The organism is Rhodoplanes azumiensis (genome assembly GCF_042682915.1).
GTDB classification, from domain to species: Bacteria; Pseudomonadota; Alphaproteobacteria; order Rhizobiales; family Xanthobacteraceae; genus Rhodoplanes; species Rhodoplanes azumiensis.
In genome coordinates this window covers 312,165-329,031 of record NZ_JBHUIW010000001.1, presented here as the reverse complement: position 1 = coordinate 329,031, position 16,867 = coordinate 312,165, and the positions used below count along the sequence as shown (strand labels likewise).

General features: G+C 69.4%; 16 protein-coding genes and 1 pseudogene. 12 read left to right on the top strand and 5 right to left on the bottom strand.

The features are described 5' to 3' along the window. The first annotated feature begins 122 nt into the window (after nucleotides 1-122). Both serS and surE read left to right on the top strand, forming a co-directional pair. Complete coding sequence (serS, locus tag ACFSOX_RS01550) at nucleotides 123-1,502, top strand: serine--tRNA ligase (RefSeq protein ID WP_378476025.1); 1,380 nt, start codon at nucleotides 123-125, stop codon at nucleotides 1,500-1,502. A 175-nt stretch (nucleotides 1,503-1,677) separates the two neighbouring features. Then, nucleotides 1,678-2,457, top strand: coding sequence for a 5'/3'-nucleotidase SurE (surE, locus tag ACFSOX_RS01545; protein ID WP_378476099.1), 780 nt, complete (start codon nucleotides 1,678-1,680; stop codon nucleotides 2,455-2,457). Nucleotides 2,458-2,638: 181 nt separating this feature from the next. Here the strand turns inward: surE and ACFSOX_RS01540 are convergent, their stop codons facing one another. After that, complete coding sequence (locus tag ACFSOX_RS01540) at nucleotides 2,639-3,025, bottom strand: response regulator (RefSeq protein WP_378476024.1); 387 nt, start codon at nucleotides 3,023-3,025, stop codon at nucleotides 2,639-2,641. A gap of 461 nt (nucleotides 3,026-3,486) precedes the next feature. Here ACFSOX_RS01540 and ACFSOX_RS01535 point away from each other — a divergent pair, with 461 nt between their 5' ends. After that, on the top strand, nucleotides 3,487-4,140 hold the full coding sequence (locus ACFSOX_RS01535) for a protein-L-isoaspartate(D-aspartate) O-methyltransferase (RefSeq protein ID WP_417716674.1): 654 nt from the start codon (nucleotides 3,487-3,489) through the stop codon (nucleotides 4,138-4,140). Between the two features lie 15 nt (nucleotides 4,141-4,155). Here ACFSOX_RS01535 and ACFSOX_RS01530 read toward each other — a convergent pair whose 3' ends face one another. Beyond that, nucleotides 4,156-4,428 carry a PilZ domain-containing protein gene (locus ACFSOX_RS01530; protein WP_378476022.1) on the bottom strand — a complete coding sequence of 91 codons (273 nt, stop codon included), beginning with the start codon at nucleotides 4,426-4,428 and terminating at the stop codon, nucleotides 4,156-4,158. 446 nt (nucleotides 4,429-4,874) lie between these two features. On the opposite strand from ACFSOX_RS01530, the gene ACFSOX_RS01525 reads away from it, so the two are divergent. The 3 genes from ACFSOX_RS01525 (at nucleotide 4,875) to ACFSOX_RS01515 (ending at nucleotide 8,339) form a co-directional block, all read left to right on the top strand. Continuing rightward, the gene (locus ACFSOX_RS01525; protein ID WP_378476098.1) at nucleotides 4,875-5,801 is read left to right on the top strand and encodes an ABC transporter ATP-binding protein; all 927 of its coding nucleotides are present in this window, start codon (nucleotides 4,875-4,877) and stop codon (nucleotides 5,799-5,801) included. After that, a complete protein-coding gene (locus ACFSOX_RS01520) occupies nucleotides 5,798-6,565 on the top strand; it encodes an ABC transporter permease (protein WP_378476021.1) in 768 nt (255 codons plus the stop codon). The genes ACFSOX_RS01525 and ACFSOX_RS01520 overlap by 4 nt, the downstream gene beginning before the upstream one ends. A 250-nt stretch (nucleotides 6,566-6,815) precedes the next feature. Next, nucleotides 6,816-8,339 (top strand): peptidoglycan DD-metalloendopeptidase family protein, encoded by a 1,524-nt coding sequence (locus ACFSOX_RS01515; protein WP_378476020.1) that lies wholly within the window; start codon nucleotides 6,816-6,818, stop codon nucleotides 8,337-8,339. Between the two features lie 125 nt (nucleotides 8,340-8,464). Here ACFSOX_RS01515 and ACFSOX_RS01510 read toward each other — a convergent pair whose 3' ends face one another. After that, nucleotides 8,465-9,382 (bottom strand): ATP-binding protein, encoded by a 918-nt coding sequence (locus tag ACFSOX_RS01510; protein ID WP_378476019.1) that lies wholly within the window; start codon nucleotides 9,380-9,382, stop codon nucleotides 8,465-8,467. Between the two features lie 238 nt (nucleotides 9,383-9,620). Here ACFSOX_RS01510 and yajC point away from each other — a divergent pair, with 238 nt between their 5' ends. The 5 genes and pseudogenes from yajC to ACFSOX_RS01485 all read left to right on the top strand — a co-directional run bounded on the left by yajC (nucleotide 9,621) and on the right by ACFSOX_RS01485 (nucleotide 13,959). After that, nucleotides 9,621-9,968, top strand: coding sequence for a preprotein translocase subunit YajC (yajC, locus tag ACFSOX_RS01505; RefSeq protein ID WP_378476018.1), 348 nt, complete (start codon nucleotides 9,621-9,623; stop codon nucleotides 9,966-9,968). Between the two features lie 90 nt (nucleotides 9,969-10,058). Next, the gene (gene secD, locus ACFSOX_RS01500) at nucleotides 10,059-11,666 is read left to right on the top strand and encodes a protein translocase subunit SecD (protein ID WP_378476017.1); all 1,608 of its coding nucleotides are present in this window, start codon (nucleotides 10,059-10,061) and stop codon (nucleotides 11,664-11,666) included. A gap of 13 nt (nucleotides 11,667-11,679) precedes the next feature. Next, nucleotides 11,680-12,636: pseudogene (gene secF, locus ACFSOX_RS01495) on the top strand (protein translocase subunit SecF); the annotation flags it as partial. A gap of 6 nt (nucleotides 12,637-12,642) precedes the next feature. Beyond that, entirely contained in the window at nucleotides 12,643-13,026 is a 384-nt protein-coding gene (locus ACFSOX_RS01490) for an Mth938-like domain-containing protein (RefSeq protein ID WP_378476016.1), read from the top strand. Between the two features lie 96 nt (nucleotides 13,027-13,122). Then, nucleotides 13,123-13,959, top strand: coding sequence for a phytoene/squalene synthase family protein (locus ACFSOX_RS01485; RefSeq protein ID WP_378476015.1), 837 nt, complete (start codon nucleotides 13,123-13,125; stop codon nucleotides 13,957-13,959). Nucleotides 13,960-13,963: 4 nt separating this feature from the next. Here ACFSOX_RS01485 and trmFO read toward each other — a convergent pair whose 3' ends face one another. Together trmFO and ACFSOX_RS01475 are read right to left on the bottom strand one after the other, a co-directional pair. Beyond that, nucleotides 13,964-15,373, bottom strand: a complete 1,410-nt coding sequence (gene trmFO, locus ACFSOX_RS01480) for a methylenetetrahydrofolate--tRNA-(uracil(54)-C(5))-methyltransferase (FADH(2)-oxidizing) TrmFO (RefSeq protein WP_378476014.1) — start codon at nucleotides 15,371-15,373, stop codon at nucleotides 13,964-13,966. A gap of 253 nt (nucleotides 15,374-15,626) precedes the next feature. Continuing rightward, the gene (locus ACFSOX_RS01475; RefSeq protein WP_378476013.1) at nucleotides 15,627-15,788 is read right to left on the bottom strand and encodes a DUF1127 domain-containing protein; all 162 of its coding nucleotides are present in this window, start codon (nucleotides 15,786-15,788) and stop codon (nucleotides 15,627-15,629) included. 623 nt (nucleotides 15,789-16,411) lie between these two features. Here ACFSOX_RS01475 and ACFSOX_RS01470 point away from each other — a divergent pair. Then, nucleotides 16,412-16,807, top strand: a complete 396-nt coding sequence (locus ACFSOX_RS01470) for a hypothetical protein (RefSeq protein WP_378476012.1) — start codon at nucleotides 16,412-16,414, stop codon at nucleotides 16,805-16,807. The last annotated feature ends 60 nt before the right edge of the window (nucleotides 16,808-16,867 follow it).

The following is a 16,867-nucleotide window of genomic DNA, read 5'->3' as shown; positions in this document are numbered from 1 at the left end:
CGGGGCCGCCGGTGACCCCCGGGCGCCCCGCCCGCACCGTAGCCGCAGGGTCGTGACGACGGTGCTATAAGGGCCGTCCGATTCGATCGCCGTTTCCACGTATCGCCGCCAGAGCCCGTCCCATGTACGACATCAAGTGGATCCGCGAGAACCGCGAGACCTTCGACCGCGGCCTGCAGCGCCGCGGGCTCGCGCCGCTCTCCGACACCCTGTTCGAACTCGACGACCGCCGCCGCGCCGCCATCCTGGCGCTCGAGGCCGCGCAGGCGCGCCGCAACGCGGCGTCGAAGGAGATCGGCGAGGCGAAGAAGAAGAAGGACGAGGTCGCCGCGAAGGCCTTGATGGACGAGGTGGCGGGGCTCAAGGCCTCGATCCCGGCCATGGAGGCCGAGGAGAAGGCGGCGAGCGCGGCGCTCGACGAGGCACTGGCCAAGATCCCGAACACGCCGCTCGACGAGGTGCCGGACGGCGCCGACGAGCACGGCAATGTCGAGCATCACAAGTTCGGCGCGCCGCCGGTGCTGAGCTTCACGCCGCGCCAGCATTTCGAATTGGGCGAGGGCCTCAAGCAGATGGACTTCGAGGCGGCGGCGAAGTTGTCGGGCGCCCGCTTCGTCGTGCTGAAGAGCAAGCTCGCGCGGCTCGAACGCGCGCTCGCCCAGTTCATGCTCGATCTGCACACGACCGAGCACGGCTACGTGGAAGTGTCGCCGCCGCTGCTGGTGCGCGATCATGCGATGTTCGGCACGGCGCAGCTTCCGAAGTTTGAAGAGGATCAGTTCGCCGCGGTGTCCGGCGAGGGGCTCAAGGCGGTTGCGAAAGGGGCAGAGCCTGTTTCGCTCAATCCGGATGAAGAGAAAGCGGCGGAGTACTTGGGTGTCGGCGCAAATCGCCGCTGGCTCATCCCCACGGCCGAAGTCCCGCTGACCAATCTCGTGCGTGAGCAGATCGTCGAGGAAGCCGAGCTGCCGCTGCGGCTCACCGCCGGCACCTACTGCTTCCGGGCCGAGGCGGGGGCAGCGGGACGCGACACGCGCGGCATGATCCGTCAGCACCAGTTCTACAAGGTCGAGCTGGTGTCGATCACGACGCCGGAGAAGAGCCTCGAAGAACACGAGCGCATGCTGGCCTGCGCCGAAGAAGTGCTGCGCCGGCTCGGCCTGCACTATCGGGTCGTGACGCTGTGCACGGGCGACATGGGCTTCGCGTCCCAAAAGACCTACGACATCGAGGTGTGGCTGCCGGGGCAGGGGATGTTTCGCGAAATCTCCTCCTGCTCGGTGTGCGGCGATTTCCAGGCGCGCCGCATGAGCGCGCGCTATCGCACCGCCGAGGGTCGCGCCGTGCGACCGGTCCACACCCTCAACGGCTCGGGCGTCGCGGTCGGCCGCGCGCTCATCGCGGTTCTGGAGAACTACCAGCAGGCCGACGGCTCGATCGTCGTGCCCGAGGTGCTGCAGCCCTACATGGGCGGGTTGAAGGTCATCGAGGCGGGCGCGTGACACGCGTCACGGCCTCGTCGGATGCCGCGGTCGTTCCGGGGCGCGGGCCGAAGGCGCGCGAACCCGGACTCCAGCGGCAGGCTCGTCCCTCGTGGCTGGATTCCGGGTTCGCGCCTTCGGCGCGCCCCGGAATGACGGCTGCGGGACGCGAGCCGAATTGGAGCAGACGACACTGATGCGCATCCTGGTCACCAACGACGACGGCATTCACGCGCCGGGGCTCGACGTCTGCATCGAGATCGCCCGTGCCCTCTCGGACGACGTGTGGATCGTCGCGCCGGAGTTCGACCAGTCGGGCGTCGCACATTCGCTGTCGCTCAACGATCCGCTGCGGCTGCGCGCCATCGAGGATCGTCGCTTCGCCGTGAAGGGAACGCCGACCGACTGCGTCATCATGGGGGTGCGCCACATCCTCGCCGACAAGCGGCCCGACCTCGTGCTGTCCGGCGTCAACCGCGGGTCGAACGTGGCCGAGGACGTCACCTATTCGGGCACGATCGCCGGCGCCATCGAGGGCACGATCCTGAATATCCCGTCGATCGCGCTGTCGCAGTCCTACGGGGCGGAGAGCCGACAGCAGCCGCACTGGGACACGGGACTGCGCCACGCCCCCGCACTGATCCGCAAGGTGATCGACACCGGCATCCCGCGCGACGTGCTGATCAACATCAACTTCCCGGACTGCCGGCCGGACGACGTGAAAGGGATCGCGGTGTCGAGCCAGGGCAAGCGCGACATCGACTGGCTGAAGATCGACCCGCGCTACGACGGCCGCGGCAACCCGTATTTCTGGATCGCCTTCGACCGCGTGAAGAAGAACCCGCCCGGCCGCGGCACCGACCTCGCCGGCCTCGCCGACAAGCGCATCACCGTCACGCCGCTCCGCCTCGACATGACCGACGAACCGTTCATGACCAAGCTGGCGCAGGTGTTTTCGGGGGCGGGCGGGGCGTAGGACGCGCCCGCTGCACGGACGTGCCTTCATCCGAGTCACTCTGCAATTTGCCTGGTCGTCCCGGGCTCGCGGACCTGACGGTCCGCGCCCCGGGATGACGCCGAGGCGATACCGGCGTGCCGACAAAAAACGGGGCGCCGCGGCGCCCCGTTTGTGTCTCCGCCACGTGCTGCTCGGGTGCTCACACCACGGCGGCGCGCTCGAAGGCCTGCGCGAGGATCTTGCCGAGGTTGTCCTGCTGGAAGGGCTTCTGCAGGGTCGGGCGGTTCATGAATTTTTCGGGGAGGCCGCGCTCGCCGTAGCCGGTGGCGAAGACGAAGGGCAGGCCGCGCTCCTCGAGAATCTCGGCGACCGGGCTGACGGTCTGGCCGGCGAGGTTGACGTCGAGAATCGCCATGTCGAAGTCGCCGGTCCTGGCGAGCTTGATCGCGTCGTCGATCCGGCCGACCGCACCTGCGACCGTGTATCCGAGATCGCCGAGCATGTCCTCGAGCAGCATCCGGATCATGATCTCGTCCTCGACGACGAGGATGTTCTTCGAATCGGCGGCCGCGTCAGCCTTGTCCATTGTTGCTCCGTCCTGTGATGCGATCCGCCCCCCTCGGATGGACCGCGTGTATTGCGAACCGTGTTGTGCGAACCCTGTCTTGCGAACCGCGTCGTGCGAACCGCGTCGTGCGAACCGTGCCGTGCGAACGTCTTACGCGCATCGTCCGGGCTCGATTCTCGCCCAGCCCCGATGCCGGCTCCCGAGCACGCGCCGGAGGGCGCACTCGCAGAGACGGACCCGAAGGCAGTCTCGTACCGGCCGATGGATCGCACGAACGACCCCGTCAACCAATCCGCGCGGGCGCGTTTGGTTCCTCGCGGGTGAGAATTTCGTAACCTGCCCAGGCTAGCGCAGGTGCTATGGTTGGTAAGGCGTGAATGGGGCAAATTGGCGGTGGCCGCAACCCCGCACCTGCCGGCCGGCCGAAGGGCCCTGCGTCCAGTGTGCCGCGTGCGAGCGTCCGAAGGAACGCGAGTGCGATGACGAGGCTCGCCGATCGGAGGATCGGCCCGATGGAGTTTCTCCTTGGTCTGCGCCGCCGCGGCATCGCCGATCCGGCCGTGCTGCGCGCCATGGAAGAAGTTCCGCGCGAGAACTTCGTGCGGGCCGAGGACGCCGCGGTCGCCTATGCGGACCACGCGATGCCGATCGACTGTGGCCAGACGATCAGCCAGCCCTACGTGGTCGCCTACATGACCGAGCGGCTCTCGCTCGCGCCGGAGCACAAGGTGCTCGAGGTCGGCACCGGCTCGGGCTATCAGGCCGCCGTGCTGTCGCGGCTCGCCGCCCGGGTGGTGACGATCGAGCGCTATCGCACGCTCGCCGAGCAGGCACGGGCGCGATTCGCGGCGCTCGGCTACGACACCATCACGGTGGTGGTCGGCGACGGGCTCGCCGGGGTGCCGGAGGAGGCGCCCTACGACAGGATCATCGTGACGGCGGCAGCCGAATCGATTCCGCGCGCGCTGGTCGATCAGCTCGCCGACGGTGGCGTCATGGTGCTGCCGCTCGGGCCGCAGGACGGCGCCCAGATCATCGTGCGGCTGACCAAGACGCCGAGCGGCCTCTTTCGCGAGAATTTCATCGGCGTCCGCTTCGTGCCGCTGCTGCCGGGACGGGCCAGGGAGCTGTAGCCGTCGGCCCGATCGTCACGACGATACGGCCCGGGGCGGCGTGTTCGGGCCGGGTGCCGCTCTGCGCTTGGGCTTGGTCACGGTCGTGACGAACATCACGCCGAGCAGGCCGCCGTTCAGCCACTTCAACCGGCAGCGACGATGGGCATGACCGAGCGTGGAGAGCGCGAGAAAGAACTCCTCGAGCTGCAGTCCCTCGAGAGCCCCGTCGACGGCGATCTGCGCCCCGCTCTTCGAGACGTCGAGAACCAGGCAAGCGCGCTGCCAGGTTCCGTCGATGCCATACATCCGAGCCGGATACCCGTCCGTGAACGTGACGCGGACTTCCGATCTCTTTTCAATGGCCATCGGGTCACCGAATTCGGCGTTCTAAACGGGTCGTCGGCCTGATCGCTGCGCGCGACCAAATCGCAACAGTAGTCTTGAATTACCACAAATTGTATCGATGGGTCACGCTCGACCGGATCAGTGTATCACCGGTTGCATGTCTCTCGCGTAAATTCTGTTGAAACTGGGCGGTAATCGCCACGCGCGTGAGGCGACAGAACGAGTTTCAGGCGACGGACCCTGTGTATCGCTGCCGCCACACCTCGGCATGGCCGTTCCGCTCGGGGTTGCCGCGGCGCGGGGGCGTGCCGATATGTCGCCGGCGGCTGCGCCGCGCCGTCGTCCCCCGTCCGGCCGGAGCCCGTGCCCGCCCAATGTCGTCCCCGCTGTCACCCCCGTCGTCCTCGCTGTCGCCCGTCATCTCGATCGCGGGCCTGACCAAGACCTACGCGTCCGGCTTCCAGGCGCTGAAGACGATCGACCTCGACGTCATGCGGGGCGAGATCTTCGCGCTGCTCGGACCGAACGGCGCCGGCAAGACGACGCTGATCTCGATCGTCTGCGGCATCGTGCGGGCCTCGACCGGCACCGTCACGGTCGACGGGCACGACATCGTCTCGGATTTTCGCGCCGCGCGCGCGCTGATCGGCCTCGTCCCGCAGGAGCTGACCACCGACGCCTTCGAGAGCGTGTGGGACACGGTCTCGTTCAGCCGGGGCCTGTTCGGCAAACCGCGCAATCCCGGGCATGTCGAGAAGGTGCTGCGCGATCTCTCGCTGTGGGAGAAGCGCGACAGCAAGATCATGACGCTGTCGGGCGGCATGAAGCGCCGGGTGCTGATCGCCAAGGCGCTGTCGCACGAGCCGCGCATCCTGTTCCTCGACGAGCCGACCGCCGGCGTCGACGTCGAGCTGCGCAAGGACATGTGGGAGGTGGTGCGGCGCCTGCGCGCCTCCGGCGTCACCATCATCCTGACCACCCACTACATCGAGGAAGCCGAGGAGATGGCCGACCGCATCGGCGTCATCAACCACGGCGAGATCGTGCTGGTCGAGGAGAAGGCGACGCTGATGCGCGAGCTCGGCAAGAAGCAGCTCACCGTGCTGCTCAACGACCGGCTCGACGCGGTGCCGGACGCCCTCGCCGGCTACGGCCTGACGCTCGCCGACGAGGGCAGGGCGCTGGTCTACGCCTACGACACCAAGGGCGAGCGCACCGGCATCACCGGGCTCCTGCAGGATCTCTCCGGGGCGGGAATCGGCTTCCACGACCTGGTCACCACCCAGAGCTCGCTCGAGGACATCTTCGTCGATCTCGTGAGGCAGCGCCGATGATCAGCAACTTTCGGGCGGTGCGCGCCATCTACGTGTTCGAGATGTCGCGCACCGGGCGCACGCTGCTGCAGAGCATCGTGTCGCCGGTGCTCTCGACGTCGCTCTACTTCGTCGTGTTCGGCGCGGCGATCGGCTCGCGCATCACCGAGATCGAGGGGGTTCAGTACGGCGCCTTCATCGTGCCGGGGCTGATCATGCTCCTGCTGCTCACCCAGAGCGTCGCCAACGCCTCGTTCGGCATCTACTTCCCACGCTTCACCGGGACCATCTACGAGATCCTCTCGGCGCCGGTCTCCTCCGGCGAGATCGTGCTCGGCTATGTCGGGGCGGCGGCGACCAAGTCGATCATCCTCGGCCTGATCGTGCTCGCCACGGCCGGGCTGTTCGTGCCACTCGAGATCGCGCATCCCGTCTGGATGCTCGTCTTCCTGGTGCTGACCGCCGTGACGTTCAGTCTGCTCGGCTTCGTCATCGGCATCTGGGCCGACGGCTTCGAGAAGCTCCAGCTGGTGCCGCTGCTCGTCATCACGCCGCTGACCTTCCTGGGCGGGACGTTCTACTCGATCTCGGTGCTCCCGCCGGCGTGGCAGACCGTGGCGCTGTTCAATCCGGTCGTGTACCTGATCTCGGGCTTCCGCTGGGCCTTCTTCGAGACCGCCGATGTCCATGTCGGCGTGAGTCTCGCGATGACGCTGGTGTTCCTCGGCGCCTGCCTCGCAACCATCGCGTGGATCTTCCGCACCGGCTATCGCCTCAAGGCGTGATGCCACAGGTCGTGATCATGTGTCGGTACAGTTAACGCCGAGAAGAACAAAAGAAGAACTGATTTTCGTGCCAGACCAGCGGACGACCCCGCACGCCGTTGCCAACATACGGGCGGAACAGCGCAAACTTCCATTGTAATCGTAAAGGAAACGTCTTTCGGGGAGCGCGAGGGTTAAATCAATCTTTACTCGCTCGGTGCTTAATCGGGCGCGTCTCCGTGTGTGTCCGTCGCGTAGAGTGAGTGAGCCGATGCGTACGATCGTCGAGTCGTCGAGCCCGTACTGCGTGTCGCGGGTGCTGGTCCTGCTCATGGTCGGCTTCGGCGTGGCGAACTGCAGCACCGACTCGACGCGACTCGCGGAAAGCCCCCTCCAGAATCCTTATGCGGGCGGTGGCCGTCCGTCTTACGAGACCACCGGCTCGGTGTCGGGCGGGCAGCGTGCTCCGGTCGGGCGCGTCGATTCGCGACCGCTCGGACAGCCCGTGGCGGCGCAGCCGCTGCCGCCTCCTTCGGCGTCTTCCCCGAACTACGCGTCCTATGGCGCACCGGTGTCCTACGGAGCGCCGCCCGCCTCGCATCAGGGGGCCGTCGCCGGCGGCGGGGTCGCCGGGGGCGGGCGCGGCCTCGGCTCCTACCAGCCGTCCCAAGCCGCGGCGCCACAGCCCGCCTACGAGCGCGTCGCCTCGGCCGATGTCACCGGCGCGGTGCCGCGCCTGCAGACCGCGAAGCCGATGACCGCGGCGGCGCCGGGCTGGCAGTGGGAGGGCGGCACCCCCGTTACGGTGGCGCCGGGCGATTCCTTCGCCTCGCTGTCGAAGCGCTACGGCGTGCCGGCCAATGTGATCGCCGAGGCGAACGGCCTCGCTCCGACCGCCACGCTCCACGCCGGGCGCCGCCTCGTGATCCCGCGTTATGCGGGCCCGTCGACCGCCGCCGCCGCGCCGACGGCCGCGGCCCCGGCCGTGCAGCCGGCGTCGGCGCCCGGCCCGCGCACCGCGGCCGGAACGGTCCATGTCGTCGGTCCGGGCGACACGATGATCGGCATCTCGAAGCGCTATCAGGTCAAGATCGGCGACCTCGCCGCCGCCAACAACATCCAGCCGCACGCGATGCTCAAGCTCGGCGATCGCCTGGTGATCCCCGGTCGCGGCGGCCGCACCGCCTTCGTGCCGCCGCCGCCGCCGGTCGCCGCGGCGCCGCCGGCCGCCCAGGCGCCGGTCGCACCGCCGCCCGCGCCGAGCCGCACCGCCGCGGCGCCACCGGCCGTGCCGCCGCCGGCGCCGGCCCCGCAGCAGACCAAGCTCGCCTCGCTCGAGCCGCAAGCGACCGCCTCGGTTCATCGCACCAGCGTTGCCGATCCGCCGGTCGACGACGACCGCGAGGCGCGCAACGGCGCGCTGTCGTTCCGCTGGCCCGTGAAGGGCCGGGTCATCGCCGGCTTCGGCAAGACGAACGGGCAGCAGAACGACGGGATCAATCTCGCCGTGCCGGAAGGCACCGCGGTGCGGGCCGCCGAGGACGGCATCGTCGCCTATGCGGGCAGCGAGCTGAAGGGCTACGGCAATCTGGTGCTGATCCGCCACGCCAACGGCTTCGTCACCGCCTACGCGCACAACAGCGAGCTGTTGGTGAAGCGCAACGACCAAGTGCGGCGTGGCCAGGTGATCGCCAAGTCGGGCCAGACCGGATCGGTCTCGGCGCCGCAGCTCCACTTCGAGATCCGCAAGGGCTCGGCGCCCGTCGATCCGGTGCCGCATCTGCCCGGCGCGTGAGCCGGGCGCCGCGATCGCGAACGACCGTCTTCACTGCGATGCCCGGCCAGCGCCGGGCATCGGCGTTTCGAGTCGCTCCCCGCCCGCGGAGAGAGGGAAGCCCCCGGCCCCTCCGGGGGGGGGCGTCACGTCTCGCTCAGCGTCACCGCGAGCCGGCCGGCCAGATCCTGGATGAACTGCCAGGCGACGCGGCCGGAGCGCGAGCCGCGCGTCGTCGCCCACTCCAGCGCCTCGCGGCGCAGCGCGTCGGCGGCGATCGGGATTTTGTGGTGGTCGACGTAGCCCTGCACCATGGCGAGATACTCGTCCTGGCTGCAGCGGTGGAAGCCGAGCCACAGGCCGAAGCGGTCCGACAACGACACCTTCTCCTCGATCGCCTCGCCCGGATTGATCGCGGTGGCGCGCTCGTTCTCCATCATGTCGCGCGGCAGCAGGTGCCGGCGGTTGGAGGTCGCGTAGAGAATCACGTTCTCGGGCCGGCCCTCGATGCCGCCTTCGAGCACGGCCTTGAGCGACTTGTAGGAGGTGTCGGCGGCATCGAAGGAGAGGTCGTCGCAGAACACGATGAACCGGCACGCGGGCGCGGCGCGCAGGAGGCCCATCAGGTCGGGCAGGCTCTCGATGTCCTCGCGGTGGATCTCGATCAGCTTCAGCGTCCCGGCCTTGGCCCCGAGCGCCGCGTTGACGCCGGCGTGGACGGCCTTGACCAGCGACGACTTGCCCATGCCGCGGGCGCCCCACAGGAGCGCATTGTTGGCCGGTAGGCCGCGGGCGAAGCGTTCGGTGTTGGCGAGCAGCTGGTCGCGGACGTTGTCGATGCCGCACAGGAGCGACATGTCGACCCGGTTGACGTGCGGCACCGGGGCGAGGCGGCGGCCCTCCGGCTGCCACACGAAGGCCTCGGCGACGCTCATGTCGGGCGCCGAGGGGGCGGGCGGCGCGAGCCGCTCCAGCGCCGCCGCGATGCGTTCCAGCAGGGCGTCCCTGGTGGTCGGGGAGGTGGCAGGGGCAGATGTGGCAGGCTGATCGGCAGGATGATGCATGGCGTCCGGCTCCGGGGGGTTCCCCATACCGGGGGGCGGGCGTCGCCGCAAGGCGGGCCACCGCTCGGCTCTGCGTTCGGCGCAGGGCGCGATGCAACCCGCTGCCGTGACAGGAAGACCCGTGACGCGCCGTTGCAATCGACGGCCCCCCCGGTATAGTCCCGGCGGTTTTTCGCCCCGGCCCGTGCAGACCACCGGGCCTCCGGGGCTGTCCGGTTTCCGAAGGAGCACCAAGTCGATGTTCGTGACGCCCGCCTATGCCCAGGCCGCCGCAGCGACGAGCGGCACCGAGATGATGATGTCGCTGCTGCCGTTCATCCTCATCTTCGTGATCATGTATTTCCTCATCCTGCGGCCGCAGCAGAAGCGCGCCAAGCAGCACCAGGAGATGATCAAGAACGTCCGTCGCGGCGACAGCGTCGTCACCTCGGGCGGTATCGTCGCCAAGGTCACCAAGGTGATCGACGACAACGAGATCGAGATCGAGCTTGCGGACGGCGTCCGGGCACGCCAGATCCGCGCCATGGTGGCCGAGGTGCGGGCCAAGGGCGAGCCCGTGAAGGACGAGGTGGTCAAGCCGGGCTGACCTGCGCACGTCGCACCGGCGTGACGTTCGGAACGTCGCGGCCCGTCACGCCCATCCCGCCGACAGGCGCCAATCGGGAACTCGAGGCCAATGCTCTATTTTTCGCGGTGGAAGGCGACCGCCATCCTGCTCGGGACGTTGCTGGTCTGCCTCTTCGCGGTGCCGAACTTCCTGCCCGACAGTGTCGTCGACAAGTGGCCCAAATGGGCGCAGCGCCACGTCGTGCTCGGCCTCGACCTGCAGGGCGGCTCGCACATCCTGCTCGAGGTCGATTCGAACGCGGTGCGCCGCGAGAAGGTCGAAAATCTGCGTGACGACGTCCGTCGCGCACTGCGCGACGCCAAGATCGGCTACACGGGCCTGACGGCGCGCGGCGACGCGGTCGAGGTCCGGGTCCGCGAGATCGCCGACGTGCCGCAGGCGCTGACCAAGCTGCGCGAGCTGTCGCAGCCGCTCGGTGGGATCCTCGGCGGTAGCGGCCAGCGCTCCGTCGACGTCGCCGACCAGGGCAACGGCGTCATCCGGCTGACCGTCACCCAGGCGGCCATGACGGAGCGCATCCGCCAGTCGGTCGAGCAGTCGATCCAGATCATCGAGCGTCGCGTCAACGAGCTCGGCACGGTCGAGCCGTCGATCCAGCGCCAGGGCGTCGACCGCATCCTGGTGCAGGTGCCCGGCCTCCAGGATCCCTCGCGCCTGAAGGATCTGCTGGGCAAGACCGCCAAGCTCACCTTCCGGCTGGTCGACATGAACAACAGCGCCGCCGACGCGGCGCAGACCGGCCGGGTGCCGCCCGACGACGAGCTGCTCTACGAGGGCCGCGGCGGCCAGCGCACCCCGATCCTGGTCGAGAAGCGCATCATGGTGTCGGGCGAGGATCTCACCGACGCCCAGCCCGGCTTCGACAACCGCACCAGCGAGCCGATCGTCTCGTTCCGCTTCAACACGACGGGCGCCCGCCGTTTCGCCCAGACCACCCAGGAGAACGTCGGCCGGCCGTTCGCCATCGTGCTCGACAACGAGGTGATCTCGGCCCCGGTGATCCGCGAGCCGATCCTCGGCGGCTCCGGCCAGATCTCCGGCAACTTCACGGTCGAGAGCGCCAACGATCTCGCCATCTTGCTGCGTGCCGGCGCCCTGCCGGCGCCGCTGACCATCGTCGAGGAGCGCACCGTCGGTGCCGGCCTCGGCCAGGACTCGATCGAGAAGGGCAAGATCGCCGCCTATGTCGGCTCCGGCCTGGTGGTCGTCTACATCCTCGCCACCTACGGCATGCTCGGCCTGTTCGCCAACATCGCGGTCGCCGTGAACGTGGCGATGATCTTCGGCATCCTGTCGCTGCTCAACGCCACGCTGACGTTGCCCGGCATCGCCGGCATCGTGCTCACCGTCGGCATGGCGGTCGACGCCAACGTGCTCATCTACGAGCGCATGCGCGAGGAGGCCCGCAGCGGCCGCTCCGCCATCAACGCGATCGACGCCGGCTTCGCGCGGGCGCTGGCCACCATCCTGGACGCCAACATCACGACCCTGATCGCCGCCGTGGTGCTGTTCTTCCTCGGCTCGGGCCCGGTCCGCGGGTTCGCCCTCACCCTGATCATCGGCATCTTCACCACGGTGTTCACGGCCTTCACGCTGTCGCGGCTGATCGTGGCCTTCTGGGTGCGGATGACCCGGCCCGCCGCCGTCCCGATCTGACCGTCCGGAGCCTCTCGTGAAGCTTCTGCGCCTCGTACCCGACGACACCAACCTGCCGTTCATGAAATGGCGGCGGATCACGTTTCCGCTGTCGGGCCTCCTGTCGCTCCTCGCCATCGCGCTGTTCTTCACGGTCGGGCTGAACTTCGGCATCGACTTTCGGGGTGGCACGCTGATCGAGGTCCAGGCCAAGAACAGCGCCACCGCCGATCTCGCCGCCATCCGTTCGACGCTCACGGCGCTCGATCTCGGCGAGGTGCAGCTGCAGCGCTTCGGCGCACCTTCCGACGTGCTGATCCGGCTCGCCCAGCAGCCGGGCGGCGACGAAGCCCAGCAGGCGGCGGTCCGCAAGGTCCGCGACGCGCTCGGCGACGGCTACGACTACCGCCGCGTCGAGGTGGTCGGGCCGCGCGTCTCCGGCGAACTCGTCCAGAACGGCGTGCTCGGCATGCTGGTCGCGATCATCGGGATCCTCATCTATCTGTGGTTCCGCTTCGAATGGGAATTCGCGGTCGGGGCGACGATCGCGACGTTGCACGACGTGGTGCTGACCATCGGCTTCTACAGCGTCACCCAGATCGACTTCGACCTGTCGTCGGTCGCCGCCGTGCTCACCATCATGGGCTTCTCGGTCAACGACACCGTGGTCATCTACGACCGCATCCGCGAGATGCTTCGACGCTACAAGAAGATGCCGCTCGAGGAGCTGCTCGACCTGGCGATGAACTCGACGCTGTCGCGCACCGCCATCACCTCGACGACCGTCATCCTGTCGCTGCTCGGCATGTTCGTCTTCGGGCCGGAGGCGATCCAGAGCTTCGTCCAGGCGATGCTGTTCGGCGCCATCGTCGGCGTCTACTCCTCGGCCTTCATCGCCGCGCCGCTCTTGATCTATTTCGGCCTGCGCGTGCGCGCCGTGTCGGAGGAGGGCGAGGGCACGGCGACGCCGCGGGCCAAGGCGCGGACCTGAGGCGGCATGCCGCTCGACCGCACCGCCCGTCACCTGCCGCGCCCGGTCGTGATCGAGTCCTACGGGGACGGCGGCTTCCGGCTCGGGGATCTCTCGCATCGCGGTGCGCTCGTCTGCCTCACCGACGGCATCTGGGCGGCCGACATCGCCTCGCCCGATGCGATCGGCGACGACGTGATCGCCTTCGTCGCCGGCAGCACGCCGCCGGTCGAGCACCTGCTGATCGGCAGCGGAACGGCGCCGTGGATCGTGCCCGAGGCGCTCCGGACGCGCCTGCGCGACCACGGCATCGTCGTCGAGAGCATGACGACGGGACCGGCTGTGCGCACCTGGAACATGCTGCTGGTCGAGCGCCGTCGCGTCGGGGCGATCCTGCTGCCGGTTCGCTGAACGGCGTTCTCCGTCGTCTCAGTCGTCTGAGGTGTGAGGGCCGGCGGTGCCGGCTGCGTCGCGACGACGAAGTCTCATGTCGGACAGGACGAGACCATGGATCCCTTCGCCCATTGCGAGGCGCTCGTCCGCGAGCACGACCGCGACCGCTTTCTCGCGGCGCTGTTCGCGCCGGCGGAGCGGCGGCCGTATCTGCTCGCCCTCCACGCCTTCAACGCCGAGATCGTGCGGGTCCGTGCGGCAGTCCGGACCCCGATGGCGGGCGAGATCCGCCTGCAATGGTGGCGCGACGTGCTCACCGGGGACGGTCGCGGCGACGGGCGGGCGAACCCGGTCGCCGCCGCGCTGCTCGACACGGTCGCGGCCTGCGGCCTGCCGGTCGCGCCGCTCCTCGATCTGATCGAGGCGCGCAGCTTCGATCTCTACGACGACCCGATGCCGAGCCTCGACGCGCTCTACGGCTATGTGAGGAAAACCTCGTCGGCGACCATCGCGCTCACCGCCCACGTCCTCGCCGGCCCGGATCCGGTCGCCGCCGCGCTCGCCGGTCCGGCTGGCCTCGGCTGGGGGCTCGCACGCCTCGTCCAGGCGGTTCCGGCGCATTCTTCACGCGGCCAGATCTATGTCCCGGTGGATCTTTTGCGCGAGCACGGCGTCGATCCGGCCGACCTTTTGGCACGCCGCGCGAGCCCGGGTCTGGTCGCCGCAATGGCCGATCTCAGGGCACGTGCTCGGCTGGAGATCGCCGAGGCCGAGCGGGCGATCGCCATGGTGCCGCCCGCCGCCCGGCCGGCCTTCCTGCCGGCGGCGCTCGCCGCGCCGCTGCTCGATCGGCTCGACCGGGCGCAGGCCGCCGACCCGTTCGCGGCCGTGGAGCTCGCGCCCTGGCGGCGGCAATGGGCGCTGTGGCGGGCGGCGCGAAGAATGCGCTGACGCGCTACTCGGCGGCCGCGGCCGGCAAGGCGTCGCGCCAACAATCGAGGTCGGCGAGGGCGCGGGCGGAGAGCGCCTGCTTGCGGGCGACCGTCTTGGCGGTGCCGCGCAGCCTTCCGCCGTCGGGCGTCTTCACGACCGAACGCTCGAGCGGCGGGAACAGGCCGAAATTGACGTTCATGGGCTGAAACGAGCGCGGCCCGGCGTCGATCGTCACCACGTGGCCGCCCGTGATGTGGCCGAGCAGGGCGCCGTGCGCCGTGGTGGGGGGCGGCGGCGACACCGTCTCGCCGCGCCGCTCGGCGGCGGCGAACAGCCCGGCCATCAGGCCGACCGCGGCCGATTCGACGTAGCCTTCGCAGCCGGTGATCTGGCCGGCGAAGCGCAGGCGGGGCATCGCCTTCAGCCGCAGCGTCTCGTCGAGCAGGCGCGGCGACTCGAGGAACGTGTTGCGGTGGATGCCGCCGAGGCGCGCGAACTCGGCGTTCTCCAAGCCCGGAATCATCCTGAAAACACGTACTTGCTCGGCGTGCTTCATTTTGGTTTGGAAGCCCACCATGTTGAACAACGTGCCGAGCCGGTTGTCCTGGCGGAGCTGGACGACGGCGAACGGCTTCTGGTCCGGCTTGTGCGGGTTGGTCAGGCCGACCGGCTTCATCGGTCCGAAGCGCAGCGTGTCGGCGCCGCGCTCGGCCATCACCTCGACCGGCAGGCAGCCGTCGAAATAGGGCGTCGCCGCCTCGAAGTCGCGGAACGCGACCGTCTCGGCCGCGAGCAGCGCGGCCACGAAGGCCTCGTATTGGTCGCGGTCGAGCGGGCAGTTGAGATAGTCGGCGCCCGACCCGCCGGGACCGGCCTTGTCGTAGCGCGACTGCGCCCAGGCGACCGACATGTCGATCGAGTCGCGGTGCACGATCGGCGCGATGGCGTCGAAGAAGGCGAGCGCGTCGGCGCCGGTGAGGTCGCGCACCGCGGCGGCGAGCGGCTCCGAGGTCAGCGGGCCGGTGGCGACCACGACGCTGTCCCAGTCGGCCGGCGGCAGGTCGGCGATCTCCTCGCGGCGGATGTCGATCAGCGGATGCGCCACGAGCGCTGCCGTCACGGCGGCCGAGAAGGCGTCGCGATCGACCGCCAGCGCGCCGCCGGCCGGCACCTGGTTGGCGTCGGCCGCGCGCATCACCAGCGAGCCGAGGCGGCGCATCTCGGCATGCAGGAGGCCGACCGCATTGGTCGCGGCGTCGTCGGATCGGAACGAGTTGGAGCAGACGAGCTCGGCCAGGCCGTCGGTCTTGTGGGCCGCGGTGGCGCGGCCGGGCCGCATCTCGTGCAGCACGACGGGGACGCCGCGGGAGGCGATCTGCCAGGCCGCCTCGCTGCCGGCGAGGCCGCCGCCGATGACATGAACAGGCTGCATGGATCCGCTCGTCTCGCGGCCGCCGGCCGCCGCCGTCCCTCCGCCGGGTCGCGCCGCGCGGCTTGGTCCGTGCGGTCGATATAGGGGAGGGGCGCCCGAAAAGAAAAGCGCCCGCCGGTGAGGGCGGGCGACTTTTCGGGACGGCACGGTCGCAGGGGATCGGCAGGCCGGGCTCGATCCGGAGCCGGTCGGCGGCCGGGCGCCTTTCGGCGCCGCACGGCGTGGCGGATCGGTCGCCCGATCCCTCCGTGGCTCACTCGGCCTTGGCGGCGTCCCAGGCGATCTGCTGGATGTCGGCCCGCATGATGCCGATGTCGGCCAGCTCGCGGTCGCCGAGACGGCTCAGCTCGCGCAGGCTGTCGTTGTACTTGCGCCACACTCGGAAGAGGTGGACGAGCTTGGAGAAGAGATACATGATAACCCCCGAATTCCATCGCGCGGGTTTCGACCCTCGCGAAGTCTTTGTTGCATAAATAAGTTGCTGAAATCGGACGAGAAGAGCCCGATTTTGCGATGCAGCTATACATCTGCTGCAATGGCGTGCAGTAATTGCACATTTCGTGTTCAGGTGTGGCGAGCCGGTTCGGTGCTGCCGGCCGACTGATCACCCGTCGATCGGGGCGGCCGTGCGCGGCTGGCGCGGAAACAGGCGCGCCGCAGGGCACGCTCGTAGGATGGGCATCGAACCCGGGGCTCGGGCGTGGTCCAGGGCGCGCGACGCACACAAGGCCGTGAACCTCGGGCGCGATTGAAACCACCAATCCAGGGGACGCGAATTTGCCGCATCGTTGCGGCAGGGGACAGGAATGATCACCGGCATCGTCGGGCGAACCTACGCCGCGGTCACGCGCTCCGCGAACCGCGGACTCCGTGATCGCGGATCCCATGATCGCGGATCCCATGATCGCGGATGCCGAACTGGCCGTCCGGTGGACCGGTTGCGCCGGGCCGTCGACCGCGCCAGTCTCGCCTCGCGACCTCGCCGAGAATCATCGTAACGGGTCGGCCGATGGCGTCCGACCGCATTGGAGGACTTGGATGAATCGTCGCTTGTTGGCCTTCGCGGCGGCGGCTGCCGCGATCGTGGCGGGTCCGTCGCTGAAGGCGGCGCCGATCGGCGCTGCCGGGGGTCTCGGCGCGGCCGCCGATGCGGCGGCCGTGGTCGACACGGTCCAATACTACTACGGCGGCTATCAGCACTGCTGGTATCCGAACGGCTGGCGCGGTCCGGGCTGGTACCGGTGCGGCTTCAACTGGCGTCGCGGCTACGGCTGGGGCGGGCCGGCCGGCTGGCAGGGCTGGGCGGCGCCCGGCCCGCGCTATTACGGCCCGCCGCCGCGCCGCTACGGCCCGCCGCCGCCCCCGCCCGGGCGTCGCGGCCCGCCTCCGCCTCCGCCGCCGCCCGGCGCCGGCCGGCTCGTGCCGCCGCGCTGAGCGAGCGCACCGCTCGATCCGATCATCACGACACGGTGGGCCGCCTTCGGGCGGCCCGCT

Excerpts from the sequence above, each read along its gene's own strand:
- ACFSOX_RS01510 (WP_378476019.1), bottom strand. The coding sequence starts at position 9,382 with ATGCATCATCCTGCCGATCAGCCTGCCACATCTGCCCCTGCCACCTCC.
- ACFSOX_RS01515 (WP_378476020.1), top strand. The coding sequence starts at position 6,816 with ATGCGTACGATCGTCGAGTCGTCGAGCCCGTACTGCGTGTCGCGGGTG.
- trmFO (WP_378476014.1), bottom strand. The coding sequence starts at position 15,373 with ATGCAGCCTGTTCATGTCATCGGCGGCGGCCTCGCCGGCAGCGAGGCG.
- ACFSOX_RS01485 (WP_378476015.1), top strand. The coding sequence starts at position 13,123 with ATGGATCCCTTCGCCCATTGCGAGGCGCTCGTCCGCGAGCACGACCGC.
- ACFSOX_RS01520 (WP_378476021.1), top strand. The coding sequence starts at position 5,798 with ATGATCAGCAACTTTCGGGCGGTGCGCGCCATCTACGTGTTCGAGATG.
- ACFSOX_RS01535 (WP_417716674.1), top strand. The coding sequence starts at position 3,487 with ATGACGAGGCTCGCCGATCGGAGGATCGGCCCGATGGAGTTTCTCCTT.
- ACFSOX_RS01470 (WP_378476012.1), top strand. The coding sequence starts at position 16,412 with ATGAATCGTCGCTTGTTGGCCTTCGCGGCGGCGGCTGCCGCGATCGTG.
- ACFSOX_RS01475 (WP_378476013.1), bottom strand. The coding sequence starts at position 15,788 with ATGTATCTCTTCTCCAAGCTCGTCCACCTCTTCCGAGTGTGGCGCAAG.
- ACFSOX_RS01540 (WP_378476024.1), bottom strand. The coding sequence starts at position 3,025 with ATGGACAAGGCTGACGCGGCCGCCGATTCGAAGAACATCCTCGTCGTC.
- ACFSOX_RS01490 (WP_378476016.1), top strand. The coding sequence starts at position 12,643 with ATGCCGCTCGACCGCACCGCCCGTCACCTGCCGCGCCCGGTCGTGATC.
- secD (WP_378476017.1), top strand. The coding sequence starts at position 10,059 with ATGCTCTATTTTTCGCGGTGGAAGGCGACCGCCATCCTGCTCGGGACG.
- surE (WP_378476099.1), top strand. The coding sequence starts at position 1,678 with ATGCGCATCCTGGTCACCAACGACGACGGCATTCACGCGCCGGGGCTC.
- yajC (WP_378476018.1), top strand. The coding sequence starts at position 9,621 with ATGTTCGTGACGCCCGCCTATGCCCAGGCCGCCGCAGCGACGAGCGGC.
- serS (WP_378476025.1), top strand. The coding sequence starts at position 123 with ATGTACGACATCAAGTGGATCCGCGAGAACCGCGAGACCTTCGACCGC.
- ACFSOX_RS01530 (WP_378476022.1), bottom strand. The coding sequence starts at position 4,428 with ATGTATGGCATCGACGGAACCTGGCAGCGCGCTTGCCTGGTTCTCGAC.